Below are 25,469 nucleotides of genomic sequence, written 5' to 3'. Positions count from 1 at the left end.
TGGACACCTCGGGGCTAATTAGCAGTGCGCGGCGGTGTTGAAGGCCGTGCATCTGGAGCGCCTGCTTGATCCCTTGCCGGTGCCGTTCGCTGATGAGGGTGCTCGCGGGCGGCACTCCGGGTTCAACCCGCGAGGTCGTCCTACGGTTTGTCTGCCGTCACGGTGCACACCCCGTAAGGGCCGCTGCTCTTCGCCTCCCGCACCACCGCACCGTCGATTTTGATCCGGCACTCCACCACGCCATCTGTGCCCGCGTTCTGCACCCACAAATAGAGGTGCGGCTGGTCGCCGTCGTAGGCGAGGTCCTTGGTGTATGGGAGCTTGACGCCCTGCTCCTGCTTGATACTGAAATCCTGGCTGTAGGTGACGTTGCCCGCGGACGTCGCCCCGTCCGCACCGACGGCCTCGAGTACCACCTTGTGCTCACCGCTCGCGGGCGGTGCATCGGTGGCCTGGCCCGGCTGCTCGTCCACATCGAGCCGTGTCCGCTCCGGCCCGGCCTGGGCAGTGGCGCCACCGGCGGCGGAGTACAGAGCGGTCGAGACGACCCCCGCCCACGACAAGCCCCAGAACAGCAGCCACGCGCCCGTAAGGAACCAGCCCAGAATTGTGCCGGCCAGTGCCATGCCGCGCCCGTCGGTCCTGTCGCGACGGATCTGTGCCAACGAGACGTGCCCGAAGATGACGGCGAGGATACTGGTGAATCCGCAGGTAATGAACCCGGTGAGCCCAGTGACGAGCGCCGCGATGGCGAGCCCGTTGGTCTTACGCTGCGGCTGGCCATACGGCGGGCCGGGCTGACTGTACGACTGCGGCTGATACTGCGGGCCGGAGTGCTCGAAAGGCTGCTGGCCGAACGAATCCTGCGGCTGTTGAGGCGGGTAGCCCATGGGAGCGGCTCCAGAGACGGTGAACGGACGCTGTGGGACGTTCCAAGCATTCCTCTGGTTGACGCGATTCGGGTGTCCACATCCGGACACCGCAATGGGCTCACCATCGCCGGCTTCGTCAACATCGACATCACGATCACTACCAGGTCGCCGACGGCACGCACTCGACCATCATCCGCGCAGCCAAACCGCCCACCAGGTGACGCCTAGCGGACGATTGACATCACCCACGGCAGCGCACCACCCCGAGCACCATGCCGACTGGCCCGCAGCAGCGACATCGACGCCGCCACGATCGTGCCATCCACCGCCAACGGGATCAGAGCCGCAGCCAACTCATCCTCACCATGCGCGATCGCCGGCTCGCTCATATGCCGAAACGACACCGCCCCCGCAAGTGCCCGCACCCGCGCCCGACACCGACAGCCCACCAGAGCCCTGCCGCACCTCGAAAACGCCAACTCCCTCGGCCAGACCATCGATCAAAGTCATCACCCGCCTCCCGACGATGCTGACCTCGCCTGACGCCGCCGGAGCAGCCTCAGAGCCTCGATACTCGCCTGCCGACTCCGGTCGCGCCCTCCATCGCCAAAGAACCCCTGCTCAGACGGCGTATCGATGCGTTCCCTTCTTCTGAGCTCCCTCGCAGAGGGCAGTCGAAAGTTCAGGGGGTTCTGTGTGTCCCCCCAGGGATTCGAACCCTGAACCTCCGCCTCCTGAAGACGGCGCCTCTGCCAGTTGGGCCAGAGCGGCTGGGCCCCGGGCTTGGCTGGCGTGGGCCGGCCCGGGGCGAGGGCGTGGTCCGGCCGGGGGGCGCCATTCCCGTCGGCGAGGCCGTTGCCCGCGGCCCTTTTCTTTCAGGGCCGTCGTCCGAGTGGCAGGATTCGAACCTGCGGTGTTCCTGCTCCCAAAGCAGGCGGGCTGACCAAACTGCCCCACACTCGGTCATGAAAGAAGCCGCCTCAAAAGGCTCGAGACGGCTTTCCGGTGAAGTCGAGGATTATCCGGAAAGCAAGGCGGGCGGGGTGCTCAGGTCGTTCACTTCGCCGCCTTTCTGTTCGTCGCTGGACAATGTCCACGATAGACCCGTGATCAAAGCGGGTGCCACCTATTTATTGTCCGGGACGCCCAGGCGGCTTTCCGGGGTTTCGACGCGGAAGCGGGGCAGGGAGTCGGGGTAGTTGTCCCTGACGAAGTCGACCAGGAATTCGCGTACGTCGCACTTGAGGTCCCAGGAGGACGGCGCGTCGGCGGCGCTCATCAGGGCCCGCAGTTCGACCAGGCCGTTCGGCAGCACGTCGGTGACCTGCAGCGTCCAGTCCTTCTGGTCCCACAGGGGATTGGCCTGGAGGAACTCGTACAGGCCGTCGCGTAGTTTGGGGACCGGCACCGACCAGTCCACGCGCAGATAGACGACGGCGAGCACGCGGCTGCCGTGGCGGGTCCAGTTCTCGAACGGGTTCTGGGTGAAGTACGACACCGGCAGCACGAGCCGGCGCTCGTCCCAGAGGCGGATCACGACGTACGTGAGCGTGAGCTCCTCGATCCGGCCCCACTCGTCCTCCACCACGACCACGTCGTCGAGCCGGAGCGCGTCGCTGAAGGCGAGTTGCAGACCGGCCAGCACGTTGCCGATGGTGGGCTGGGCGGCGATGCCGACGACGGCGCCCGCGATGCCGGCGGAGGCGAGCAGGCCGGCGCCGAGGGCGCGTACCTGGGGGAAGGAGAAGAGCATGGCGCCGACCGCGATCACGATGATGCCCGCGGCGGCGATGCGGCGGACCAGCGCGATCTGCGTCATGATCCGCCGCGCCCGCCGGTTGCGCTCCCCTTCGACCAGCACCAGCCGATCGAGTACGACGTCCGTCAGCGCGTACGTGGCCTGCACGATCAGCCAGGTGACGGCGATGATCGTGACGAGGCCGAGGATCCGCTCCACGGTCCCCGCCACGCTGCGATCGGACGCCGAATCGCCGAACATGCCCGGCTGGAACGCCACGTTGAACGCCACCACGGCGGCCACCGAGAACGCCGCCCATGTGCAATGCTCCACCAGATGCCGGGCGAGCGCCCATTTTCGCCCCACCCTGTTCAGCACCCGTCGGGCCACTTCCACCAGGAGGATCGACCCGATCACCGAGATTACGAGGATCGGCCAGTCGCCTGGAGACCGCACGCTCATGCCCCCAATGTCGTAGAACGTCTCATCAAGGTCACATTGCCCCCAACCGCCACTTGGTAAGCAGAGACACGCGACTCCACCAACCCAGGCGGCCGTTCCGGCTCTGGGGAGGAGAACCGGAGACGTCCGTTCAGTGGCCGCATCTGCCCCAGCAGGTGGTGGCTTTGATCGTGTCGAGCAGTCCGAGGTCGCGCAGCACCGCGCGCGTTCTGTCGATCTCCGTGCCCAGCCATCGCGCGAAATCGTCACCGGCCAGCGGGATCGGAAGCCAGCCCGCGGCCCGGCAGGCGGCCTCCCACGCGCCGGAGCCGAGCACCTCGCCGCACATGCGCACGGCCCTCTCGCGGCTCTCGTCGGACATGCCGCCCGGCCCGAACGCGGCCACCCAGTTGGCGAAGTCCACCCGCACGCCGCACTCCAGCAGCGTCGGCACGTCCAGATCCGGTACGCGGGCAGCCGAGGACACCGCGAGCGCCCTGACCCGGCCCCTGCCGATCCCGGCCCGCCAGTCGGCCAGCGGCCCGGCGGCGGCCACCGCGCGCCCGGCCAGCAGCGCGGCCACGGCCTCGCCGCTGCTGGGGTAGCCGGTGTAGTCGACCTGCCGGGTGTCCGCGCCGAGCGCCTTGGCGATCAGGCCGAACAGCAGGTGGTCGGGCTCGCCCTGCGGCCCGCCCGTCAGCAGCGTCCGTCCGGGCTGGGTGAGGAGCCGGGCGCCGAAGTCGTCGAAGTCCTTCACCGGCGAGCCGTCGGGCACGACCACGACCACGGCCTCGCCGCTGAGCCTGGCCAGCGGGGTCCCGGTGTCGAGCAGGCTCTGGTCGTTGTTCAACTCGGCGGCGGACAGCGCGGGCAGCCCCGTCACGGTGATCGCCGGCCCCGCGCCCACGGCGAAGCCGGTCGCGCGGGCCGCTCCGGCGAACGCCTGCCCGACCCTGATCCACTGCTGCCCGCCCGGCTCGATCGAAAAGCGGGCACGCGGCACGCCCCTTCCGACGTGCCGCGTCCCGCATCCGGCCACGCAGGCGGCCAGCCCCAGCGCGAAGAACCGCCTGCGGCGTAGAAACTGCTCCCCCGAGCCTTTCATTACTCTAGATTATTCACGCATGTCGCTCGGTTACACATCGGGGTTTGCGACACACCACAACCGCGAATATCCCGATTTTTCGGGACATTATTGGACTGCGGTCACCGTAATCGCGTTGCTCAAGGCGGACTTGTTGCCCGCCGCGTCCACCGCCAGCAGCGTGAGCGTGACGGGGCCGGGCTCGTCGGCGTAGGCGAAGGCCACGGAGATGTTCGGGAATTCGGGGCGGATGCGCGGGTCGATGTCGCTCTCGAATTCGCCGTCGAGATACAGCTCGTACGTGATGCCGGCCTTCGGCGTGACATCGTCCGTCGAGAGCGAGTAAGAGAACATCAACTCGAGGAACGGCTGCTCGAACGCCGACAGAATGGCCGGCGTGCTGGGCGGAGTGGTGTCGGTGGTGGCCGAGGCGGGCCCGGTGACCAAGGAGGCGCCGAGTAAGGCGCCGGAAACCAGGGCGATCGTGCGGCGGTACATTGGCTGATTCCCATCTGCCGATGAAGACAACAACACGTGCTTGGTTCGCCTTCATCACGTGCCGGGATGAAGAATGGTTCAGCCGATCTTCTTGCCGACCCCGGCCATGAGCGACGACGGCAGCGACCAGTCGCCCACCAGTTTGGGGCGGTCGGGGCGCCAGTCGGTGGCCTGCACGAGGCCGGGCGGCTCCAGTGGGAAGCCGCCGAAGAAGGCGCGGATCTGGGCCGGGCTCCGGTCGGTCCCGCCGCTGGGGGACTCTCCCCTGGTCTCGTCCTCCAGGTATCCCATGGTGGTGGCGTGCGAGATCACCAGGAAGCCGCCCGGCGCCAACCGCTCGCGCAGGCCAGCCACCGCCCGCTGAGGCTGCGCGGAGTCGGGCAGGAAGTGCAGGATCGACACCAGCAGCACGGCGATCGGCCGGTCCAGGTCCAGGAAGTCACCGGCCCTGGCCAGCACGTTCTCGGGATCGAGCAGGTCGGCATGGACGAAGCGGGCCCTGCCGGGCGAGCGCCGGAGCAGGTTCGTGGCGTGGGCGGCGACCACCGGGTCGTGATCGACGTAGACGACCCTGGCCTCGGGCGCCACCTCATGTGCGCTGCCCTGGGTCGGCAGCCCGCTGCCGAGGTCGAGGAACTGGACGATCCCGGCGCGGGCGACATAGCGTACGGCACGCTGGAGGAAGGCCCGGTTCGCGCGGGCCAGCGCGACCGCCTCCGGGATCAGCTCGGTGAGCTGATCGATGGCCAGGCGGTCGACCGCGAAGTTGTCCTTCCCACCGAGCATGTAGTCGTACATGCGTGCGGGATTGGGCCTCTGATGGTCGAACTGCCGCACACTATCGAATTTATGTCGTCAGCGCCCGAATAACGATAGCCCTGACGGAATTGGAGTCGGTCACTCGACGGTTACGCTCTTCGCGAGGTTGCGCGGCTTGTCGACATCGCGGCCGAGCGCCACGGCGGCGTGGTACGCGAGCAGCTGCAGCGGGATCGTGAGCAGGATCGGGTCGAGCTCGATCTCGTTCTTGGGGATCACGATCACGTCGTCAGCCAGCTTGGCGTCGGGCTCGCGGTGACCCACCATGAGCACCTGGCCGCCCCGGGCGCGGATCTCGCCGAGCGTGGTGAGGTTCTTGTCGAGCAGTTCGTCGTCGGGCACGATCGCGACCGTCGGCATGTCGGGGCCGATGAGCGCGAGCGGGCCGTGCTTGAGCTCGCTGGCCGGGTACGCCTCGGCGTGCACGTACGAGATCTCCTTGAGCTTCTGCGCCCCCTCGCGGGCCACCGGGTAGCCGCGCACGCGGCCCACGAACATCATGCTCGGGTGCGGGGCGTACTTCTTGGCCAGCTCGGCGATCGCCTCGCCCTGCCCGAGGATCTGCTCGATCTGACCGGGCAGCCGGCGCAGGCCCTCCACGATGCGCCGCCCGTCGGCGGGCGACAGGTCGCGCACCCGGCCCAGGTGCAGCGCGAGCAGCGCGAAGGCCAGCGAGGTCGAGGTGAACGCCTTGGTCGAGGCCACCGAGACCTCCGGCCCCGCGTGCAGGTAGATGCCGCCGTCCACCTCGCGGGCGATGGCGCTGCCCACGGCGTTGACGATGCCGATGACCCGGCCGCCCTTGCGCTTGAGCTCCTGCACGGCGGCGAGCGTGTCGTAGGTCTCCCCCGACTGGCTGATCGCGACGTAGAGGGTGTCGGGGTCGACGACGGGGTTGCGGTAGCGGAACTCGCTGGCCGGCTCGGCGTCGGACGGGATGCGCGCCAGCTCCTCGATGAGCTGCGCCCCGATCTGTCCGGAATAGTACGCCGACCCGCACCCGATGATCTTCACTCGCCGGAAGCCGCGCGTCTCACGGGCGTCCATGTTGAGCCCGCCCAGGTGGGCGACGTGGAAACGTTCGTCGAGGCGGCCGCTCAGCGTGCGGGTGATCGTCTCGGGCTGCTCGGAGATCTCCTTGAGCAGGTAGTGCTCGTAGCCGCCGGTGTCGTACTGACCGGCGTCCCAGTCGACGGTCAGCGGCTCCTTGGCCGTCTCGCGGGCGTCGCTGGCGAAGGTGTGGAAGCCGTCGGCCTTGAGCACGGCCAGCTCGCCGTCCTCCAGGTGCACGACCTGACGCGTGTAGCGGACCAGCGCGGACACGTCGGAGGCGGCGAACATCTCCTTCTCGCCGATGCCCAGCACGATGGGGCTGCCGTTGCGCGCCACGACGACCTCGCCGGGCCGCTCGGAGTCGATGACGGCGATGCCGTAGGTGCCCACGATGCTCTTGAGCGTCTTCCTGACGGCCTCCTCCAGCGTGTCGTTCTCGTCGACCGCGCCGGCGATCAGGTGGGCGAGCACCTCGGTGTCGGTCTCGGAGGCGAACACCACGCCGTCGGCCTCGAGCTTGGCGCGCAACTCGCCGGCGTTCTCGATGATGCCGTTGTGCACGACCGCGATGCGCTCGTCGGCGGACAAATGCGGATGGGCGTTGACGTCGCTGGGCACACCGTGCGTGGCCCATCGGGTGTGCCCGATGCCGAGGCTGCCCTTGAACCGCACAGGAACGACCTTGGCCAGGTCGGCCACCCGCCCCTTGACCTTGCGTACCTTCAGCCCCTTGTTGGACACCACGACCCCGGCCGAGTCATAGCCCCGGTATTCGAGGCGCTGCAGGCCCTCCAGCAGGATGGGCGCGGCGTCCTTGGGGCCGACGTAAGCCACGATTCCGCACATCGAGCTCTCCTCTTATCCGTAAACGATCCTGCGTAGCTGCCGCAGGGACAGCTCCGGCGCCGCGACCCGGCGGTTCCGTAATTCGCCGGCGATCCGGGGGAAGATCTCGTCGTTGGTGAAGCCGCGCGCTTTCAGCTCGCCGTGACGCCGGTTGACGAACTCCTCGACGGACTCTGAGAAGTACGACAGCACGTCGGCGACCACGCGGGCCGCCTCGCCGGGGCCGAGCGGGCTCGTCCTCGTGAGGTGCGTGATGAGATCTTCGTACGGATGCCGTGCCGTGGACACAGACGAGGACACTACGGCTCTGGAACGAGACACGCCAATATCCTGCCCGATATCGGGCAGGAATTAACGCTACAGCGCGACAGTACGGCTCCAACCCCTGCCGAATCGCCAGCAGGCGAAGGCTCCGGCGACCAGTCCGAGCCCCGCGAGCACCGCCGCGGGGCCCGCCGTGCCCGCGACGTCGCCCCTCACGGCGGCCTGCAACATGGTGGTCGCCCAGTAGCCGGGCGAGATCGGCGCGACGGCCTGCGCCCAGGACGGCATCAGCGCGTACGGCACCAGCGCCCCGCCCAGCGCGCTGACCGACAGGGCGGCGATGTTGCACAGGGTGCTGAGCTCTCCCTGGCTGCGTACGACAGCGGCGATGGCCGTACCCACGCAGAGCAGGGCGAAGCACCACGCCACCACGGCCAGCGCCAGCGGCCAGAGCGGCCCCGCGGGGCGCATGCCGACCGCGAGCACGCCGAAGACGAGCAGCACGGCCTGCTGGACGACGAGCACGCCGAAGACGGGCAGCGCCTTGCCGATCAGGATCTCGGGGATCCTGGCCCTGGTCGCCCGGAGGCGCTCCCAGGTGTGCCAGGTGCGTTCGGTGAGGGAGGCGGTGGCGACGTCGGCCATCGACAACACCGAGAACATCACCAGCAGGCCCGTGACCGCCTGGGTGGCCTCCCCGAGCATGCCCTTGAAGATGAGCATGAGCACCATCGGCATGACGAGGTAGCTGACGAAGTGGGCCGGATCGCGCCTGCGCAGCAGCACGTTGTGCCCGGCCAGCACGGCGATCCGGCGTAACGACTCACCTGACATGGGACAACTCCCTGTAGAGGTCGTCGAGGGACGGCTGGCGGATGTCGATGCCGCGCACCGGGCGGTCGAGGTCGCGCAGCAGGGCGGCCAGGGTGGCGGTGGGGTCGGTGGTGGCCACGGCGATCTCCGGCTCGCCCTCCACGGTGATCCGCACCTCCCCCGGCAGGTCCTTGAGCAGCTCGGCGCCGGTGCCCCTGGCGATCACCCGGCCGTTCCTGGCGACGGCGATCGTGGCCGCCAGCTCGGTCAGCTCCGGCAGGTAGTGGGTGCAGTAGACGACGGTCGCGCCGCCGTCGGCCCGGCGCCGCACGGCCGCCAGCAGCGCGGCGCGCGTCTCGGGGTCGGCGCCCGCCGTGGGCTCGTCGAGGAGCAGCACGCCGGGGCTGGGGAGAAGGGCGGTGGCGGCCTGGGTACGGCGCTGCTGGCCGCCGGACAACACGCCCACCCGCCGGTCGAGCACCCCCGTGAGCGCCAGCTCCTCAGCCGTCGTCTCGATGGCCCTGGTCAGCGCCCTGCCCCGCAGACCGGCGAGGCCGCCGAAGAGCCGCAGTGTCTCCCGTACGGTGACGCTGGGGTAGAGCGCCAGTTGTTGTGGCGCCATCCCCACGTCACCTTCGATCCGGACCTGGCCGGCATCCGGCGCGGTCAGTTTCGCCGCGATCTCGAAGAACGTCGTCTTGCCCGCGCCGTTGTGCCCGACCAGGCCCGCGACCTCTCCCGGCGCCACCCGCAGGTCGAAGCCGTCCAGCGCGGTGACGTCGCCGTACCGCTTGATCAGGCCGTCCGCTATCAGCATGACGATCAGCTCCTTGTCAGTCTACGATGTAGACTGCTCTACACTGTAGACTCAGCCCGTGCGGAAACTCAAGACCTCCCGGCAGCCGGAGATCCTCGACGCGGCGCTCGCCATCGCCGACGAGCGCGGGCTCGACAGCCTGTCCATGCGGGCCGTGGCGCAGCGGGTCGGGGTGACGCCCATGGCGCTCTACGGATATTTCCGCAACAAGGATGAGCTGCTCGACGGCCTGGTGGGGCGCCTGCTGACCGAGCTGGCCCCCTCGGATCCCGGGCGGACCTGGGAGGAGCGGCTGTCCGCGATCGCGTGGGCGACCCGCCGCGTCGCCCGGGAGCATCCGTCGGTCTTCCCGCTGCTGCTCTTCCGGGCCTCGGTGACCTCCGACGGGGTGGGCGTGGTGGACCTGGTCTACCAGGCGCTGCTCGACGCCGGGGTGCCGGAGGCGGACGTGCCCAGGATCGAGCGGCTGGTGAGCACGTTCGTGATCGGGTTCGCGATCTCGGAGTCGAACGGGCGCTTCTCCGCCGCATCGAACGAGTCGCGGGTGCGGCGAGGAGGCGATGCTCCGGCACATCGGCGGCTGGCGGGGCATCTGACGGCCGATGACTGGGATGCCGAGTTCGCAGCGGATCTAGCGGATCTCATGCGTATCATCCGACCCGTCTGACACATCCCTTTCTGGGAATGGTTACGGTGAGTAGTCGTATCGTGACATTCCTGGGGAGATGTTCATGCACCTCTGGCTCGCCGCAGCCCTGGCCGCCGGCACCCTCACAGCGCCGTCCGTCGTTCCCGGGCATCAGGCGCCCCCTGTGCCGCCCTCCGTGCCGGGCGCCTCCGGGCGGCAGGCCGACTTCGCCGCGGCCGCCCGTGAGTACGGGGTGCCGGAGAGCGTGCTGCTCGGGGTCTCCTACCTGGAGTCGCGGTGGGACGCGAACGGGGGGCGGCCGAGCACGGCGGGCGGCTACGGGCCGATGCACCTGGTGGACGCCTTCCCCGCCGACACCCGCACCGGGTTCTACGACGCGCTCGGGGATCCACGGGGAGACGACGCCCGGCCGATGTCCCGTTCACTCACCGAGGTCCTTTCCCGGTCGGCGCTGCGCACGTCGGCGTCGGCGCCCCGGACGACGCTCCCCGAGGCCGGCCGGTTGAGCGGCGTGGCGGCCGCCCGGCTGCGGGACGACCCGGCCGCCAACATCCGCGCCGGCGCCGCCCTCCTCGCCTCCTACCAGGACCGTCCCAGCTCCGTACCGGCCGACTGGCACGGGGCCGTCGCGCGGTACGCGGGTACGGAGGATCCGGTGGCTTCCCGGGCGTTCGCGGACGAGGTGTTCTCGGTGATGCGGGAGGGGGCGCAGCGGCGTACGGACGATGGGCAGGAGGTGCGGCTCGATCCCGTATCGGATCTGCCCGTCGCGAACGAAGGCGAGCAGGCGGAGGAGAGCGCCCAGGCCGATCCGGACGCCCGGCCCGACGGCGAGCAGGCGGAGGCGGTCACGCAGGCCGACCCTGACGTCCAGCCCACCACGAACGAGCAGGCCGACGCCATGGACGATCAGACGGACACCGACGCCGTGCCCTCGATCGCGTGGGAGGCCGGGCCGAAGGGGCAGGCGGCGGGGCGGGCGGAGTGTCCTTCCTCGCTCACCTGCGAATGGATGCCCGCCGCCTACAAACGCTTCGGCAAGAAGAAGAACCGCGACTACGGCAACCACGACCATCTGGCGCGTACCCGCTCGATCGACTACATCGTCATCCACGACACCGAGGGCGCCTACCAGGGCATCCCCGCGCTGGTCCGCAACCCGAAGTACGTGAGCTGGCACTACACGATCCGCTCCCGCGACGGACATGTCGCCCAGCACGTGCCGACGAATGACATCGCCTGGCACGCGGGCAACTGGGACGTCAACACCCGTTCGATCGGCATCGAGCACGAGGGCTACCTGGCCAAGGGGGGCACCTGGTACACCGAGGCGATGTACCGGTCATCGGCCAGGCTCGTCAAGTTCCTGGCCGACAAACACCACATCCCCCTCAACCGGGCCCACATCCTCGGCCACGACAACGTACCGGGGACGACCCCGCAGACGGTCGCCGGCATGCATGAGGATCCCGGCCCGTACTGGGACTGGGGCCACTACTTCGACCTCATGAACAGGCCCTTCAAGGCCGTCAAGGACGGCAGTTCGGTCATCATCAACCCCTCGTACGCCGGCAACAAGCCCCGCTTCACCGGCTGCCAGACCACCAAGCCGGAGCAGCCCTGTCCCGCGCACGGGGCCGCCACCGTGTGGCTGCACAAGGAGCCCAGCGACACCGCTCCCCTGGTCAGCGACATGGGCAAACATCCGGGCAAGCCCAGCACGTACAGCGTGTACGACCACAGCGCCCGCGCCTCGACCGGCCAGCGCTACGCCGTCGCGGGCAGGCAGGGAGACTGGACGGCGATCTGGTACCTCGGGCAGAAGGCGTGGTTCCGCAACCCTGCCTCGAACCCGACCGCCATCCCGGCCAAGGGCCCGACGGTGACGCCGCTGTCGGGGAACGTGAAGGTGTACGGGCGGGCGTACCCGGAGAAACCGGCCTACAAGAGCGCCGCATACCAGAGCCTGACACCGCTCAAGTACAAGATCGCCCCCGGCCAGACGTACACGGTGGGCGACACGATCACCGGCTCCTACTACGCCGCCAACGCCTTCAGCCCGTCCAGGCACGTCACCACGACCGGCACGACCCGTTACCACCAGATCCAGCTCGGGCACCGGGTGATGTTCGTGATGGCCAAGGACGTCCGGATGATCAGCTGATTTTCGTCCGCACCGGCCGCACAGTGCGCGCGTGCACTCTCGGGAGGCGATATGGTTTTCCCGTGACCCGGCACATGTGGCCGGAAGATTCACGCGGAAGTGGCTCAGTGGTAGAGCATCACCTTGCCAAGGTGAGGGTCGCGGGTTCGAATCCCGTCTTCCGCTCGGAGCACAACTCCTGGTGGAGTGGCCGAGAGGCGAGGCAGCGGCCTGCAAAGCCGTCTACACGGGTTCAAATCCCGTCTCCACCTCGATGACCGGCGGACCCTCCGGGATCCGGTAAAGTAAAGTGCGACGCAATGCGGAAGTGGCTCAGTGGTAGAGCATCACCTTGCCAAGGTGAGGGTCGCGGGTTCGAATCCCGTCTTCCGCTCTGAGTGCCAACTCAATACGGACGATTAGCTCAGCGGGAGAGCGCTTCCCTGACACGGAAGAGGTCACTGGTTCAATCCCAGTATCGTCCACCGCTCCATCGCAAGAAACCCAGCCCCAGCTCATGGCGCACGCCAGGAGCCTGGGGCTTCTTGTTGTTTCCCCGTTCCGCACGAGGTGCCCTTGGAGCGGGCGATTCCGCCCAGCTCGAAGAGCACCTCACTCGCCTGTCGGAGCTCAGATCAGAGGGCGCAGCAACTGGTCGTGTTCCGCCACGGCCCGACGCCGGCCAGCCGGCAGACGGTCCTGATCTGCCTCCTGACCGATCGCCCGGGGACACAGACGGTCGAGCTGCAGCGGGTTTCGGTGGAGCACTCGTCCGCCGCGGCGCGGTGCTCTGGAACGACCAGCGCCAGAAGACGATCGCCGATATTACCGATGGATCGCATCACTTCGTTTGTTCCCTTTCTATGGTGCCATTCGATTTCTGTCGCAAAAATTCTTCTACTGGCTCGCTCTCCATTCTGCTGGGGGTCCCAGGCCGGTTCAGCTTTCGAATGGTGATGGCGTAGATGTCGGCGACGGGGAAATAGCCGTGGTCGCGGGAGTCGAAGCTGGCGTCGGTGTTGTCGCCGATCAGGATGAGTTGTCCGTCGGGTACACGGGCATCGGGGACGAGTGGCCGCACGGGCGGGGGGACAGGATCGCCGGGCAACGCGGCGATGCGCTTGATGAGGAACCGGCCGCCCATCGGCAGCGGGCTGAGCACCACGGCGATATGGCCGTTCCGCAGAGCCGACGGGGCCACGCGCCGGGCCAGGAGCCGGTCGCCGTCGGCCAGAGTGGGCGCCATGCTGTAGCCGTCCACACGAATGATCGAGTACGCCCGGCGCAGCCACGCGATCAGCGCGAGGAGAACAACCACAGCGCACCCGGCGGCGAGCAGGATCGAGGCGGTCACCACGAGAATCCGCCGGCCCTGAACGCGCGCCGCGGCGCCGCGCGGCTACGCGGTTTCGTGAAAGCCGACACGGCGAGCGAGACCTGGCAGGCCACCACCACTAGAGCCATGCCGGGATATGTTTCTGCTCCGTGTTAGCGCGGCACTAGCGCGACACCAGCGCGGGGTGCCCGATTTACCGCGGTCCGCCGCTTGCGTGATGCCCTTTGCGGGCCCATCGTCAGAGCCATGGAACTGGCCGCTCTCATCGTGACGCTGGTGCTCGGCGCGCCTGCGCTCTATTTCCAATGGAAAGCCCACGCCCGCGCGGAGCGCGAGTTTCGCAGGAACGACGCTGCGGCGGCTCACGTGAGGAGGCCGGAGACGCAGAGGCCGAGCGCCCTCCCCTGGCGGCAACCTCACTGGGACCAGGCGCAAGGCAACGGCGAGCCTCCGGAGGCCGGTGGTTTCGCATGGGTGGCGGCGTGGTGGGGGGTGATCGTGCCGAGCATTCAGACGACCTACCTCGACACCGAGTCCAAAATGGAGATATTCGGCGGATCCGTAACCGAGTACGTAGGAGCGATGCGGGCCGGCCTGGTTCTGACCGGCGTTCTGTCGATAGGTTTATTGATCAGCGCAGGGATCTTCCGCCAAGGTGATCTGCTGTTCTACGGCAGGACGCGGCGCGGCATCATCTGGTTCCAGGCACTCGGCGGGCTCTTGGGGCTGGCGGTTTGTCTGGTATTTGTGATCGTCAAAAGCAACTATCTCTTCTAACGCGTCGCGCCCAGGCCCAGCCGGGCCGCCAGCATCGCGCGGCATTGCGGCCACTCTTCCGCGATGATCGAGAATATCGCGGAGTCGCGCAACCGGCCGTCCTCCCCCGGCGCCCACGACTGCGACCAACTACGGAGCACGCCTTCAAATCGCGCGCCGACCTTCTCGATCGCGGCGCGGGAGCGGCCGTTGCGGGCGTCCGTCTTCAGATCGACCCTGGCGACGTCCCATACCTCGAACGCGTGGCCGAACAGCAGGAGTTTCGCCTCGGTATTCAGCCCCGTGCCCTGGGCCGATTTCGCCAGCCAGGTGAAACCGACCTCGACCGCGCACAAACGTTCTCCCCCGGGCCACAGGCGCGGATCCCAGAAGGCCGTGACCCCGACCGCCCGCCCCGACGCCCTGGCCACCTGCGCGTACGGCGCCAGCCTGCCCGTCGCCGCCCGCTCGAGTTGCGCGTCGATGTAGTCGCCGACCTCGGCCGACCTCGGGACCCAGGTGAAGGTGTACGGGCTCCGGTCCTCCTCCGCGGCCATGGCCAGATCACGCGCGTGCTGGTGGCCCAACGGCTCAAGGCGGACGAGTGAGCCTTCCAGCACAGGCCCGTCGAGCGCGAAACTCATCGAATATCTCCCATGGCGACGATTATCCTCGCCGACGCCGAACTCGACGGTCAAGGCGGTTATCGCCGGATGAGCCACCAGGAAACTCGACGGCCGCTCGCGGCCCAGCACGCTGGTGGAAGGACCCGGCCTGGGACGCCGACCTGCCGCGCAAGGCCGTCACGAACGTTTCCCTCGACGGGTGGGTGTGGGATCGCTTCGCCGGTGAACAGGACAAGCTGACGCGGTCGTTCCGGCGTACGCGGTGGGGAGACGAGTCGGTCGGACAGCCCGCCCACGACGACAGGACGTTGGACGCCCTGGCCGAGGCGGTGGCCCTCGTGGAACGGGGGTCGTGGGTGGAACGGGGGTCGTGGAACGGGGGCGGTCGCGGGAGGTCCGGGACAGCCTCGTGCGGGTGATCGTGGGCGCGCCGGCGTTCCTTGCGCTGGCAGGGGAACTACGTCGCTGAGTTCCGTGCCATCGCCATGGAACGGCCATGGAACGTGCGTGTCACGCCAACAAGACAAGGGGCCGATGCCGGGGGAGATATGACCGATGCCAATGGGGTAGTCATCAGGCTGGCCGGGGCCTTCACGATCGAGCGGAACGGGGTTCCGTACCCGCGGGGGGCGGTCGGGGGCAAGGCGCGGACGGTGCTGAAGCTGCTCGCGGCCGAGCGGGACGCGCTGCTGGCCGCCGATCGCGTCGCCGAGGAGTTATGGCCGTACGGCGCGCCGAAGCGACCGGTGCAGAACGTCGCGACGCTGGTCAGCAGGTTACGCGGAGCGCTGGGGGCCGGGATCGTGACCGGCGGCCGGGACGGATACCGGCTGGGCGGGGCGCCCGGCGTACGGGTCGATCTGGACCTGGCGGCGGGGCTGGTCGACGAGGCCGAGCGATGTCTGGGCGCCGGGGATCCGGCGCCGGCGGGGACGGCGGCCGGGCGGGCGCTGGAGCTGCTGCACGACGGGGTGGTGCTGGCGGGCGAGCCGGACACGCCGTGGGTGGCGGCGGCCAGGGACGAGGCGGCGGGACTGGTACGGCGGGCGCGGCACGTGGCCGCCTCGGCGGGACTGCACGGCGCCGATTTCGCCAGGGCGCGGCGGGCGGCGGAAGCGGCGATCCTGACCGATCCGTTCGACGAAGTGGCGTACCGGTTGCTGATGCGGGCGCACGCGGCGGCGGGAGAGCCGGCGAAGGCGCTGCTGGTGTACGAGGAGTTGCGGCGCCGGCTGGTGGCGGAACTGGGCACGGACCCGGCCGCCGAGACCCGGGCCGTACACGTGGCCGTCCTGCGCGAGGAGCCGGTGACCGAGCCATCCGCCATGGGCGGCCTGGGAAGAAAAGCCGCCCTTCGGGACGAAGCCGGATGGAGGGTCGCGCTGCCGGAGGATCGCGGAGAGGCAGCCGCATCGCCGGAGGACCGTCGAGAGACTGCCGCACCGCCGGAGGACCGTCGAAAGACGGGCGCACCGCCGGAGGACCGTCGAAAGACGGGCGCACCGCCGGAGGATCGCGGAGAGACCGCCGCGCTGCCGGAGGATCGCGGAGAGACGGGCGCGCTGCGGAGAGAGCCGGGACGGAGAGCGGCTTTGGCGGACGTATCCGGATGGCGGGTCGCCCCCGGGCTGGGTTCGCTGGTGACCGTGGCGAGGCCTGTGCTCGTCGGGCGGGCCGAGGAGGTGGCGCGGATCTCGGGTGCGTGGGCGCGGGCCGTGTCGGGGCGTACCGGGGTGCTGCTGGTCGCCGGGGAGGCGGGGATCGGCAAGTCGCGGCTGGCCGCGGAGGCGGAGCGGATGGCGGTCGCGACGGGCGGGATCGTCCTGCGGGCGCGCTGCCACGAGATCGAGCGGGCGCTGTTCCTGCAGCCGTTCGTGGACGCGCTGCGACCGCGCCTCACCCACCTGCCGGAGGAGGCGCTGCGCGACCTGGTCGGCGGCTGGGCGCCGGCGCTGAGGTCGCTGGAGCAGGGGCAAGCCATGGAACGCCGGTACGCCTTCGAGGCCGTGGCCGCGTTCACGCGCGCGCTGGCCGCCCGTGAGCCGGTGCTCCTGGTGCTGGACGACCTGCACGCCGCCGGCCCGGCCACCGTGGAGCTCGTGCACTACCTGGCCAGGCGCGTTTCCGAGGTCCGGCTGCTGGTCCTCGCCACGACGCTCACCAGCGAGTACGGGGTGGCCGACGCCCTGCGCGGGGTGTCGGAGGTGCTCCGGCCCGGACCGTTGACGCGCGCGGCGGTGCGGGAGCTGGCGGGCGGCCCTGGACTGGCCGAGGAGGTGTTCCTGCGCACGCAGGGCCAGCCCCAACTCGTCGCCGCCCTGCTGGACGGGTCACGAGCCGGCGAGCGCGTGCCCGAGGAGGTGCGGGTCATCGTGCTCGCGCGGCTGCGGGGCCTGGATGAGCAGGCGCGGCGGGTGTTGCGGGCGGCGAGTGTGCTGAACGGGGCGTTCGATCCCGTGGTGCTGGGCAAGGTGCTCGACCTGCCGCCGCAGGAGGTGGCCGGCCACTGTGAGCGGGCGCTCGGCAGGGGGTTGCTGGTGGTGTGCGGTAGTGCGTACGAGTTCGCGAACGCCCTGACCCGCGAGACCCTCTACGCCACCACCCCGGCCCCGACCCGTCTGGTGTACCAGCGCCGAGCGGCCTATCCCGCGACGTGAGGTCAGGGCCAGGTCCTGGCCTCTGCCTCGAACACCGCGCGGTCCGTCTCCACGGGCAGCACGCACATCAGCTGCCCGCCGGGGACGCGCAGGATGCGGCACTCCTGCCAGCGCGACACCTCTTTCGCGCCGAGGGCGAGCAGGCGCTGGGTCTCGGCTTCCACGTCGTCGGTCTCGATGTCCAGGTGGAAGCGCGCGGCGTCGTCGTCGATCGCCTGGACGGCCACGACCAGGCCCGGCATGGCGTCGTGCAGGGTGGTGAACTGCTTCTCGGACGGAAGGGGGCGGGCGGTGGCGCCCAGCGCCGCCGCCCAGAAGGCCGCCGCCTGCGCTGCTTCGGAGGTCGGGGTGTCGATCAGGAGGGCGTAAACACGGCTGCGATGCACGACACGTACCTTAGTGCGCCGCCAGGTGTGCCGGATGGGAGATATGTCGCCTTGTGCGAACTTTTGGTTGCGCTGCGTGTATATACCGTTTCCGTCCGGGTAGCGCCGATGCATTGGCTCCTCGGAGGAGGAAACCGTGGACATCAACATAGGCCAAGGCATTTCGGACGCCTGGCGGAATATAGCGACGTTCGTCCCGAAGCTGATCGGCTTCGTGGTGGTGCTCATCATCGGGTGGCTCATCGCCAAGGCGCTCGAGAAGATCGTCGACAAGGTGCTCGAGCGGGTCGGCTTCGACCGGGCGGCTGAGCGCAGCGGTGTGCGGCGCTGGCTGGCACGCAGCAAGTACGACGCCAGCAGCTTGATCGCCAAGATCGTCTTCTATGCGATCCTGCTGATCACCCTGCAGATAGCCTTCAACGTCTTCGGACCCAATCCGGTCTCGGCGTTGCTGGCCGGAGTGGTCTCGTGGCTGCCCAAGGCCCTCGTGGCCATCGTGATCATCGTGGTTGCCGGGGCCGTGGCCAAGGCTGTCAGGGACATCTTGGCGGGGGCGCTCGGCGGGCTGTCGTACGGGCGCTGGCTGGCCACCGCGGCCTCGGTGTTCATCTGGGCGCTGGGCATCATCGCGGCGCTCAACCAGATCGGTGTGGCCACGACGGTCACGACGCCGGTGCTGGTCACGGTGCTCGCCACCATCGGGGCGATCGCGGCGATCGGTTTCGGGGGCGGGCTCATCCGGCCGATGCAGCAGCGCTGGGAGCGGTGGCTGGGCCGGATCGAGCAGGAGGCGCCGGCTGCCAGGGCGCATGCGGAGGCGTACCAGCGGGGGCGTGAGGACGCTCGGTCGATGGCGGACGAAACGGAACCGATGCGGACGACCCAGGGTGGTGGGGCGACCCGCTCGGACCTGCCTCCGGGCTGACCCTTCCGCGCCCTGCCCCGGGCGGGCCACCCGGCCCGCCCGGGACGCGCGTGCCGACCGGCTGGTCGCCGTGCGCGTCGAGAAAGGCGGGTGAGGTGTCAGGCGGGGTGGCCGTCTTCCAGGAGGCCGAGTTCGCGGGTGAGCCAGCACACCGCCGTCAGCCGGAGGGACGGCGCGTCAGGCTCGCCGGTGAAGGCCCAGCCGCGGTGCCGGAGCTCGTCGAGGAAGCCCAGCAGGTAGTCGCCCAGCGTCTCCCGATTCAGCGGGATCGCATCACGCAGCACGGCCGCGTGCTGGTCGACCGCCGCGACCAGTCCTGGGTCCCCGCCCATGCGGGCGAGCTGGGCGTCGCCCAGTGCGTTCATCAGCCAGCGCAGGGGCGAAGCCGCCCATCCCTCCTCGAAGACCACCAACTAACCTTAAAGCATCTCCCAAGGTCAGCGGCCCAGTCCCACGTAGTTCTCGGCCAGCGTCGTGGCGGCCGCCTCGGAGGAGGTCACGTAGTCCAGGTACGACAGTTGCAACCGCCGCGCGTACGGGTCGTCCTCCTCGAACGTGTGCAGCAGCGTCGTCATCCACCACGAGAAGTGCTGCGCCCGCCACACCCGCTTCAGGCAGGCTTGCGAATACCCGTCGAGCAGTTCGGCCGAGCCGTCCAGGAAGTAGGCGACCAGCGCGTCGGTGAGCACGCGGACGTCGGCGACGGCCAGGTTGAGGCCCTTGGCGCCGGTGGGCGGGACGATGTGGGCGGCGTCCCCGGCCAGGTAGAGCCGCCCGTACTGCATCGGCTCGGCCACGAAGGCCCGCATCGGCGTGATGCCCCGCTCCGTGATCTCGCCGGTGGCCAGCGTGAAGCCGGGCACGGTCTCCAGCCGGGCCTTCAGCTCGGCCCAGATGCGCTCGCCGGGCCAGTCCTCCAGCCGGGCGTCGGCGGGAACCTGCAGGTAGAAGCGGCTGACGGTGGGTGAGCGCATGCTGTGCAGGGCGAAGCCGCGCTCGGTCCTGGTGTAGATCAGCTCTTCGGAGGACGGCGCCACCCGGGCCAGGATGCCGAGCCAGGCGAAAGGATATTCGCGCTCGAAGACGCTCAGAACGCCCTCCGGGATGGACGGCCGGGACACCCCGTGGAAGCCGTCGCAGCCCGCGATCACGTCGCAGTCGAGCCGCTCGCCGCCGAACGTCAGGTACGGCTCGGACTCCAGGGAGTGCACGGCCACGTCCTCGACCTCGAACCGCACGTCGCCGCCCGCCGCCAGCCTGGCCGCGATCAGGTCCTTGACCACCTCCTGCTGCCCGTACACGGTGATGGCCCGGCCGGGCACGAGCTTCTCGAAGGGGATGCGGTGGCCCGCGCCGCCGTACCTGAGCTCGATGCCGTGGTGCGGCAGCCCCTCGCGCAACATGCGCTCGCCGACGCCGGCCTCGACCAGGGTGTCCACCGTGCCCTGCTCCAGCACCCCGGCCCGGACGCGGCGCTCGACGTACTCTCTGCCGCGTTTCTCCAGCACCACGGAGGAGATGCCGCGCAGGTGGAGCAAGTGGGACAGAAGCAGACCAGCGGGGCCAGCCCCGATGATCCCGACCTGAGTTCGCATGGGTGAAGCATCCTGCTTTGAGGGTTATTTAGCCGATAGGCACCTTCCACTGGGCGGAAGATTTGTGCAGGATTGTCGTATGTCAGGCGGTTCGCGGGAGCCGGGGCGCTCCGTGACGTCCAAGGTGCTGGCCATCCTGGGCGCGTTCGACGCGGCGCATCCGCAGCTCACGCTGACCGAGCTGGCCGGGCGGAGCGGGCTGCCGCTGAGCACGGCGCACCGGCTGGTCGGCGAGCTGGAGGAGTGGCAGGCGCTGAGCCGTACCCCCGACGGGCGGCTGCGGGTGGGGCTGCGGCTGTGGGAGCTGGGCCAGCTCGCGCCGCACCGGCTGCGGGAGCTGGCGCACCCGTGGTTGCAGGAGCTGTTCGGCTCCACGGGTGAGAACGTGCACCTCGCGGTGAGGGACGGACTCGAGGTGCTGTACGTGGACAAGGTGTACGGCAGGCGGGCGGTGCCCATCGTGTCCAGGATCGGCGGACGGCTGCCGATGCATCCGACGGGGGTGGGCAAGGCGCTGCTGGCCTACGAGCCGGACTGGTTCGTCACGTCGTACCTGGCACGCAAGCTCGAACGCCCCACCCCGCACACGATCACCGAGCCGGGACGGCTGGCCAGGGAGCTGGCGGCGGTGCGGAGCCAGGGGCATGCGCTCACGTACGAGGAGATGACGCTCGGCTCGTGCTCGGCGGCGGCGCCGATCCTGGTGGACGGGCGGCCGGTGGCGGCGCTGGGCGTCGTGGTCTCCTCGCGGCGCTCCCGCGAGCTGCCCCGGCTGGTCGAGCCACTGCTGAGCGCCGCCGCCGGGATCGCCAGGGGGCTCTGAGCGCCACCGCCGGGATCGCCCGGCGGCTGTGAGCCGCTGAGCGGCGCCGCCGGGATCTCCAGGGGCGCTCTGAGAGGTCAGTCCCCCAGCTTCTGGATGCGGTCCTTGAACAGCGTGGTGGCGATGGCGGCCTTGTGCGGCTGCCCCTTGAGGAACGCCTGCGCGAAGCTCTTCGCCTGGTCGTAGGAGACCTTGCCGGGCATGGGCGGCTCGTTCGGGTTGACGTCCACGTCCACCAGCGCCGGCCCGTCGTGGGAGAGTGCCTGCCGCAACGCCGGGGCCACGTCGCCCGACTTGGTGACCTTGGCTCCGAAACCGCCGCACGACCTGGCCCACGCCGAGAAGTCGGCCTCGGGCGCGGCGTAGCGCACGCCGTACTCCGGGTAGCCGAGCACCATCTGCTCCCAGAGGATCTGGCCGAGCGAGTTGTTGTTGTTGACGACCACCTTGATCGGCAGCTCTTGCTGCACTGCGGTGAGGAACTCGGCCATCAGCATCGAGAAGCCGCCGTCGCCGACGTACGCGATGACCTGACGGCCCGGGAAGGCGTGCTGCATGCCGATCGCGTACGGCAGCCCCGGCGCCATCGAGGCCAGCGTCCCCGACAGGTAGAACTCGCGCTCGCCGCGGATCGTCCAGTGCCGGGCCGCCCAGGTGGCGATGGTGCCGCTGTCGCAGGTCAGGATGGCGTCGTCGGAGGCGAGCTCGTCGAGGACGGACACGGCGTACTGCGGGGCGATGGGGTCCCTGTCCGCGTTCTCCAGTGCGTCCATATCGGAGCGCCACTTGGCCATCATCTTCTGATATTTCGCCAGATGGGCGTTGTCGTCCCGGCGAGCCAGCAGCGGCAGCAGCGCCTGCAGCCCCTCCTTCGCGTCGCACACCACCGGCACGTCCGTCGCGATCCGCGCCCCCGCCCTGGTCGGATCCGCCTCGAACTGCACCACCCGCGTGTCACGCACCTCCGGCAGGAACTTCGAGTACGGGAAGTTCGTGCCCACCATGAACAACACGTCGGCGTCGTCCATCAGCTCCTCGCTCGGCCGCGTGCCGAGCAGCCCGAGCCCGCCCGTCGTGTACGGGGAGTCGTCCGGCACGACCGCCTTGCCCGGCAGCGTCTTGACCACGGGCGCACCGAGCGCCTCCGCCACCGCCAGCACCTCCCGCCTGGCGTGCAGCGCCCCCTGCCCGACCAGCATGGCGGGCCGCTCGGCCCGGTTGAGCACCTCGGCCGCCCACTCGACGTCCTCCTGCCGGGGCAGGCCGGACGACGGCAGGTAGACGGGCGCGGTCTGGGGCGCGCGAGCGGGCGCCACGTGCCTGTACGGGTCCGCCCCCGCCTCCGCCACCTGGATGTCATTGGGCAACGTGAGGTGGGAGACCCCGCGCCGCGCGTAGGAGGTCCTGATCGCCAGGTCCACCAGCGAGGGCAACTGCGTCGGGTTGGTGATCATCATGTTGTACTCGGCGACGTCCGCGAACAGCTTGTCCAGGTGCACCTCCTGCTGGTAGCCGGTGCCCAGCACGGACGTCTCCTGCATACCCGTGATGGCCAGCACGGGCACGTGGTCGAGCTTGGCGTCGTAGAGGCCGTTGAGCAGGTGGATGCCGCCGGGCCCCGAGGTGGCCAGGCACACGCCGATCCGCCCGGTGGCCTTGGCGTAGCCGGTCGCCATGAAGGCCGCGGCCTCCTCGTGGTGGACGAGGACGAATCGCACCCGGTCACGGTGCCGCCGCAGCCCTTCCATGATGCCGTTGATGCCGTCGCCGGGCAGGCCGAAGACGGTGTCGACGCCCCACGCCACGAGCCGTTCGATCAGAGTTTCCGATGCGATTCGAGCCATGTGAGCCGCTCTACCCCGCTCTGCCGCGGGCAGACGCCGGTACGAGATTCATTGACATTTCTGGAATTTCGCGGGTAGGGACCCGGCATGCGCATTCTGGTCACGGGAGCCACCGGCACGCTCGGCGGCGCACTCGTTCCCGCCCTGCTCAAGGCGGGTCACGAGGTGCGGGCGCTGAGCCGTACCAAGAGGGACGGCAGCGGGAACGTCGAGTGGATGTGGGGCGACCTCATCTCGGGCAACGGCGTCAAAGAGGCCGTACGCGGCGTGGACGCGATCGCCCACCTGGCCACCAGCGGCCGCAGGGGACGCGGCGCCGTGGACGTGCCCGGCACCAGGACGCTGCTCATCCTGGCCCGCCAGGCCGGGGCGCCGCATGTGCTGCTCACCTCGATGGTCGGCGCCGACCGCGCCGCCTACGGCCACCTCAGGCACAAGCTGGAGGCCGAGCGCCTGGTGGCGGAGAGCGGCCTGGACTGGACGATCCTCCGCGCCACCACGTTCCACCAGTGGCTGCGGCGCAGGCTCGGCGACTTCGCCGCGCTCCCCGCGCTGCCCGTGGACCGCTCGCTGCCCTGGCAGCCGGTGCACACGGGCGAGGTCGCCACGCGCGTGGCGGCGCTGCTGAGCGCCGGACCCGAGCATCGGGAGATCGAGTTCGGCGGCCCCCAGGTGATCGGCACCGAGGAGCTGGTCACGACGTGGTTGCGCGCCTCCGGCCTGCGCCGCCTCCGCGTGCCCGTACGCTATCCCGGCCGTCTGTACGCGGCCCAGCGCGCCGGCGACCTGACCACGGACGCCCTGCCCAAGGGCGGGATCACCTGGCACGACTACCTGCTGCCGCCGCCACCGGTCCTGTCGGACGACTTCGCCTCCGAGCACACCGCCTCCCCCACCAGCCCGGCCACCCAGCCGGAGCAGGATCCTGACCTGCGCGTATACGGGGGCGACGAGGGGTACGAGCGCCCGACACGAAGCTAGCCGGGAGCCCGCTTTCATTACACTTCGCCGACTTGTTGGTTCCTGACCTGTTACTAGACAATGTGTTCGGTGATGAAAGGCATTCCGCTGACCAAGGACTTCGCCAACGGCGGCGTCTCCTTCTGGTACCGGCAGATCGGCCGGCCCGCGCGGCGGCCGGCGCTGCCCGGGCCGCGTGACTACGACGTCGCCATCGTCGGCGGCGGCTACACCGGCCTGTGGACCGCTTACTACCTGAAGCGGGCCGAACCCGGCCTGCGGATCGCGATCCTGGAGAAGGAGTTCGCCGGGTTCGGGGCGTCGGGGCGCAACGGCGGGTGGTTGTCGGCCGAGTTCGCCGGGTCCCGCAAGAGGCACGCCAAGGCGCGCGGGCGGCAGTCCATGATCGACCTCCAGCGCGCCATGTTCGCGTCCGTGGACGAGGTCATCGCCGTGGCCCGCGAGGAGGGCATCGACGCCGACGTGCACAAGGGCGGGCTGATCCACGTCGCCACCAACCCGGCCCAGCGGCGGCGCCTGCGCGCGGGGGTCGCCGACCTGCGCACGTGGGGGTACGGGGAGGGCGACCTGCGGTTGCTGGACCGCGACGAGCAGCGCGAGCGGCTGCAGGTGGCGGGGGCGCTGGAGGCGTCGTACTCACCGCACTGCGCCCGCATCCAGCCCGCCAAGCTGGCCGTCGGGCTGGCGGCGACGGTGGAACGGCTGGGCGTGGACATCTTCGAGGACACGACGGTGACCGAGATCCGGCCCCGCGGGGAGAGCGGGAGGGCGGCTGCCGTGACCACGCGCGGCGTCGTCTCGGCCGACTACGTCATCCGCGCCACCGAGGGCTTCACCGCCACTCTGGCCGGCCAGCACCGCCAGTGGCTGCCGATGAACAGCTCCATGATCGTCACAGAGCCGCTCCCCTCCGACGTGTGGAAGCACATCGGCTGGCAGGGCAACGAGCTGCTGGAGGACGAGGCGCACGCTTACGTCTACACGCAGCGGACGGCCGACGACCGGATCGCGATCGGCGGGCGGGGGGTGCCGTACCGGTTCGGGTCGCGTACCGATGTCCTGGGCGCCACCCAGCCGGCGACGGTCGCCCTGCTGTGGCGCATGCTGGTCAAGCTCTTCCCGGCCGCGGCCGACGCGCGCATCCAGCACGCCTGGTGCGGCGTGCTCGGCGTGCCCCGTGACTGGTGCTCGACGGTCCACCTCGACCACGCCACCGGCTTGGGCTGGGCCGGCGGCTATGTCGGCAGCGGCGTCACCACGACGAACCTCGCCGGCCGCACCCTGCGCGACCTGGTCCTGCGGCAGGACACGCCCCTGACGGGGCTGCCGTGGGTGGGGCGTCAGGTCCGTCAGTGGGAGCCGGAGCCGCTGCGGTGGGCCGGGGTCCAGCTCATCTACGCCCTGTTCAGGGCCGCCGACCGGCACGAGAACGAACGCGGCACGACGACGTCCGCCTACGCCCACCTGGCGAACCTGATCTCGGGCCGCTGACCGGAGGAGCGC

Annotated in this window: 24 protein-coding genes and 5 tRNA genes; 12 read left to right on the top strand and 17 right to left on the bottom strand. The window is 69.8% G+C overall.

Going from position 1 to position 25,469, the window contains the following annotated elements; genetic code table 11:
- Positions 1-140: 140 nt before the first annotated feature.
- The 11 genes from ACFPZ3_RS37005 to ACFPZ3_RS36955 all read right to left on the bottom strand — a co-directional run bounded on the left by ACFPZ3_RS37005 (position 141) and on the right by ACFPZ3_RS36955 (position 9,245).
- Positions 141-890 carry a DUF4190 domain-containing protein gene (locus tag ACFPZ3_RS37005; protein WP_379518974.1) on the bottom strand — a complete coding sequence of 250 codons (750 nt, stop codon included), beginning with the start codon at positions 888-890 and terminating at the stop codon, positions 141-143.
- 206 nt (positions 891-1,096) lie between these two features.
- The gene (locus tag ACFPZ3_RS37000) at positions 1,097-1,369 is read right to left on the bottom strand and encodes a DUF2637 domain-containing protein (protein ID WP_379518973.1); all 273 of its coding nucleotides are present in this window, start codon (positions 1,367-1,369) and stop codon (positions 1,097-1,099) included.
- Between the two features lie 390 nt (positions 1,370-1,759).
- Positions 1,760-1,835 (bottom strand) — tRNA-Pro (locus tag ACFPZ3_RS36995).
- Between the two features lie 163 nt (positions 1,836-1,998).
- The gene (locus ACFPZ3_RS36990; RefSeq protein WP_379518972.1) at positions 1,999-3,072 is read right to left on the bottom strand and encodes a mechanosensitive ion channel family protein; all 1,074 of its coding nucleotides are present in this window, start codon (positions 3,070-3,072) and stop codon (positions 1,999-2,001) included.
- Between the two features lie 130 nt (positions 3,073-3,202).
- A complete protein-coding gene (locus ACFPZ3_RS36985; RefSeq protein WP_379518971.1) occupies positions 3,203-4,156 on the bottom strand; it encodes a Bug family tripartite tricarboxylate transporter substrate binding protein in 954 nt (317 codons plus the stop codon).
- Positions 4,157-4,243: 87 nt separating this feature from the next.
- Positions 4,244-4,633, bottom strand: a complete 390-nt coding sequence (locus tag ACFPZ3_RS36980) for a hypothetical protein (protein WP_379518970.1) — start codon at positions 4,631-4,633, stop codon at positions 4,244-4,246.
- 78 nt (positions 4,634-4,711) lie between these two features.
- On the bottom strand, positions 4,712-5,470 hold the full coding sequence (locus ACFPZ3_RS36975; RefSeq protein ID WP_379518969.1) for an SAM-dependent methyltransferase: 759 nt from the start codon (positions 5,468-5,470) through the stop codon (positions 4,712-4,714).
- A 60-nt stretch (positions 5,471-5,530) separates the two neighbouring features.
- Positions 5,531-7,351: a glutamine--fructose-6-phosphate transaminase (isomerizing) gene (gene glmS, locus ACFPZ3_RS36970; protein ID WP_379518968.1), complete on the bottom strand. Its 1,821-nt coding sequence runs from the start codon at positions 7,349-7,351 to the stop codon at positions 5,531-5,533.
- 12 nt (positions 7,352-7,363) lie between these two features.
- Positions 7,364-7,639, bottom strand: coding sequence for a hypothetical protein (locus tag ACFPZ3_RS36965; RefSeq protein ID WP_379518967.1), 276 nt, complete (start codon positions 7,637-7,639; stop codon positions 7,364-7,366).
- A 69-nt stretch (positions 7,640-7,708) separates the two neighbouring features.
- Positions 7,709-8,449: an ABC transporter permease gene (locus ACFPZ3_RS36960; protein WP_379518966.1), complete on the bottom strand. Its 741-nt coding sequence runs from the start codon at positions 8,447-8,449 to the stop codon at positions 7,709-7,711.
- Positions 8,439-9,245 (bottom strand): ABC transporter ATP-binding protein, encoded by an 807-nt coding sequence (locus tag ACFPZ3_RS36955; protein ID WP_379518965.1) that lies wholly within the window; start codon positions 9,243-9,245, stop codon positions 8,439-8,441. Before ACFPZ3_RS36955 ends, ACFPZ3_RS36960 begins: the two co-directional genes overlap by 11 nt.
- A gap of 58 nt (positions 9,246-9,303) precedes the next feature.
- On the opposite strand from ACFPZ3_RS36955, the gene ACFPZ3_RS36950 reads away from it, so the two are divergent.
- The 6 genes from ACFPZ3_RS36950 (at position 9,304) to ACFPZ3_RS36925 (ending at position 12,522) form a co-directional block, all read left to right on the top strand.
- Positions 9,304-9,912 carry a TetR/AcrR family transcriptional regulator gene (locus ACFPZ3_RS36950; protein ID WP_379518964.1) on the top strand — a complete coding sequence of 203 codons (609 nt, stop codon included), beginning with the start codon at positions 9,304-9,306 and terminating at the stop codon, positions 9,910-9,912.
- 64 nt (positions 9,913-9,976) lie between these two features.
- On the top strand, positions 9,977-12,058 hold the full coding sequence (locus tag ACFPZ3_RS36945) for an N-acetylmuramoyl-L-alanine amidase (RefSeq protein WP_379518963.1): 2,082 nt from the start codon (positions 9,977-9,979) through the stop codon (positions 12,056-12,058).
- A 93-nt stretch (positions 12,059-12,151) separates the two neighbouring features.
- Positions 12,152-12,223, top strand: a tRNA-Gly gene (locus tag ACFPZ3_RS36940).
- A 15-nt stretch (positions 12,224-12,238) separates the two neighbouring features.
- A tRNA-Cys gene (locus ACFPZ3_RS36935) sits at positions 12,239-12,309 on the top strand.
- Positions 12,310-12,359: 50 nt separating this feature from the next.
- Positions 12,360-12,431, top strand: a tRNA-Gly gene (locus ACFPZ3_RS36930).
- A gap of 19 nt (positions 12,432-12,450) precedes the next feature.
- A tRNA-Val gene (locus ACFPZ3_RS36925) sits at positions 12,451-12,522 on the top strand.
- A gap of 356 nt (positions 12,523-12,878) precedes the next feature.
- On the opposite strand, the gene ACFPZ3_RS36920 is transcribed toward ACFPZ3_RS36925, so the two are convergent.
- Positions 12,879-13,391 carry a S24/S26 family peptidase gene (locus ACFPZ3_RS36920; RefSeq protein ID WP_379518962.1) on the bottom strand — a complete coding sequence of 171 codons (513 nt, stop codon included), beginning with the start codon at positions 13,389-13,391 and terminating at the stop codon, positions 12,879-12,881.
- 228 nt (positions 13,392-13,619) lie between these two features.
- Between ACFPZ3_RS36920 and ACFPZ3_RS36915 the strand changes: the two genes are divergently transcribed.
- Positions 13,620-14,150, top strand: coding sequence for a hypothetical protein (locus ACFPZ3_RS36915; protein WP_379518961.1), 531 nt, complete (start codon positions 13,620-13,622; stop codon positions 14,148-14,150).
- Here ACFPZ3_RS36915 and ACFPZ3_RS36910 read toward each other — a convergent pair.
- Complete coding sequence (locus ACFPZ3_RS36910) at positions 14,147-14,773, bottom strand: GNAT family N-acetyltransferase (RefSeq protein ID WP_379518960.1); 627 nt, start codon at positions 14,771-14,773, stop codon at positions 14,147-14,149. The two genes, ACFPZ3_RS36915 and ACFPZ3_RS36910, sit on opposite strands and share 4 nt — an antisense overlap.
- 530 nt (positions 14,774-15,303) lie before the next feature.
- On the opposite strand from ACFPZ3_RS36910, the gene ACFPZ3_RS36905 reads away from it, so the two are divergent.
- Entirely contained in the window at positions 15,304-17,412 is a 2,109-nt protein-coding gene (locus ACFPZ3_RS36905) for an AAA family ATPase (RefSeq protein ID WP_379518959.1), read from the top strand.
- A gap of 2 nt (positions 17,413-17,414) precedes the next feature.
- On the opposite strand, the gene ACFPZ3_RS36900 is transcribed toward ACFPZ3_RS36905, so the two are convergent.
- Positions 17,415-17,798 carry a VOC family protein gene (locus ACFPZ3_RS36900; RefSeq protein ID WP_379518958.1) on the bottom strand — a complete coding sequence of 128 codons (384 nt, stop codon included), beginning with the start codon at positions 17,796-17,798 and terminating at the stop codon, positions 17,415-17,417.
- 136 nt (positions 17,799-17,934) lie between these two features.
- Between ACFPZ3_RS36900 and ACFPZ3_RS36895 the strand changes: the two genes are divergently transcribed.
- A complete protein-coding gene (locus ACFPZ3_RS36895) occupies positions 17,935-18,723 on the top strand; it encodes a mechanosensitive ion channel family protein (RefSeq protein WP_379518957.1) in 789 nt (262 codons plus the stop codon).
- A 98-nt stretch (positions 18,724-18,821) separates the two neighbouring features.
- On the opposite strand, the gene ACFPZ3_RS36890 is transcribed toward ACFPZ3_RS36895, so the two are convergent.
- Together ACFPZ3_RS36890 and ACFPZ3_RS36885 are read right to left on the bottom strand one after the other, a co-directional pair.
- On the bottom strand, positions 18,822-19,133 hold the full coding sequence (locus tag ACFPZ3_RS36890) for a DUF6401 family natural product biosynthesis protein (RefSeq protein WP_379518956.1): 312 nt from the start codon (positions 19,131-19,133) through the stop codon (positions 18,822-18,824).
- A gap of 27 nt (positions 19,134-19,160) precedes the next feature.
- Positions 19,161-20,318 (bottom strand): 4-hydroxybenzoate 3-monooxygenase, encoded by a 1,158-nt coding sequence (locus ACFPZ3_RS36885; RefSeq protein WP_379518955.1) that lies wholly within the window; start codon positions 20,316-20,318, stop codon positions 19,161-19,163.
- Positions 20,319-20,397: 79 nt separating this feature from the next.
- Between ACFPZ3_RS36885 and ACFPZ3_RS36880 the strand changes: the two genes are divergently transcribed.
- Entirely contained in the window at positions 20,398-21,141 is a 744-nt protein-coding gene (locus tag ACFPZ3_RS36880) for an IclR family transcriptional regulator (protein ID WP_379518954.1), read from the top strand.
- A 77-nt stretch (positions 21,142-21,218) separates the two neighbouring features.
- Here the strand turns inward: ACFPZ3_RS36880 and ACFPZ3_RS36875 are convergent, their stop codons facing one another.
- Entirely contained in the window at positions 21,219-22,985 is a 1,767-nt protein-coding gene (locus ACFPZ3_RS36875; protein WP_379518953.1) for a thiamine pyrophosphate-dependent enzyme, read from the bottom strand.
- Between the two features lie 87 nt (positions 22,986-23,072).
- Between ACFPZ3_RS36875 and ACFPZ3_RS36870 the strand changes: the two genes are divergently transcribed.
- Both ACFPZ3_RS36870 and ACFPZ3_RS36865 read left to right on the top strand, forming a co-directional pair.
- Positions 23,073-23,966, top strand: a complete 894-nt coding sequence (locus ACFPZ3_RS36870; protein WP_379518952.1) for an SDR family oxidoreductase — start codon at positions 23,073-23,075, stop codon at positions 23,964-23,966.
- A gap of 72 nt (positions 23,967-24,038) precedes the next feature.
- Entirely contained in the window at positions 24,039-25,457 is a 1,419-nt protein-coding gene (locus tag ACFPZ3_RS36865) for an NAD(P)/FAD-dependent oxidoreductase (RefSeq protein ID WP_379519029.1), read from the top strand.
- The last annotated feature ends 12 nt before the right edge of the window (positions 25,458-25,469 follow it).

The organism is Nonomuraea insulae, from assembly GCF_042656245.1.
This window is presented reverse-complemented; position numbering and strand designations above follow the sequence as displayed.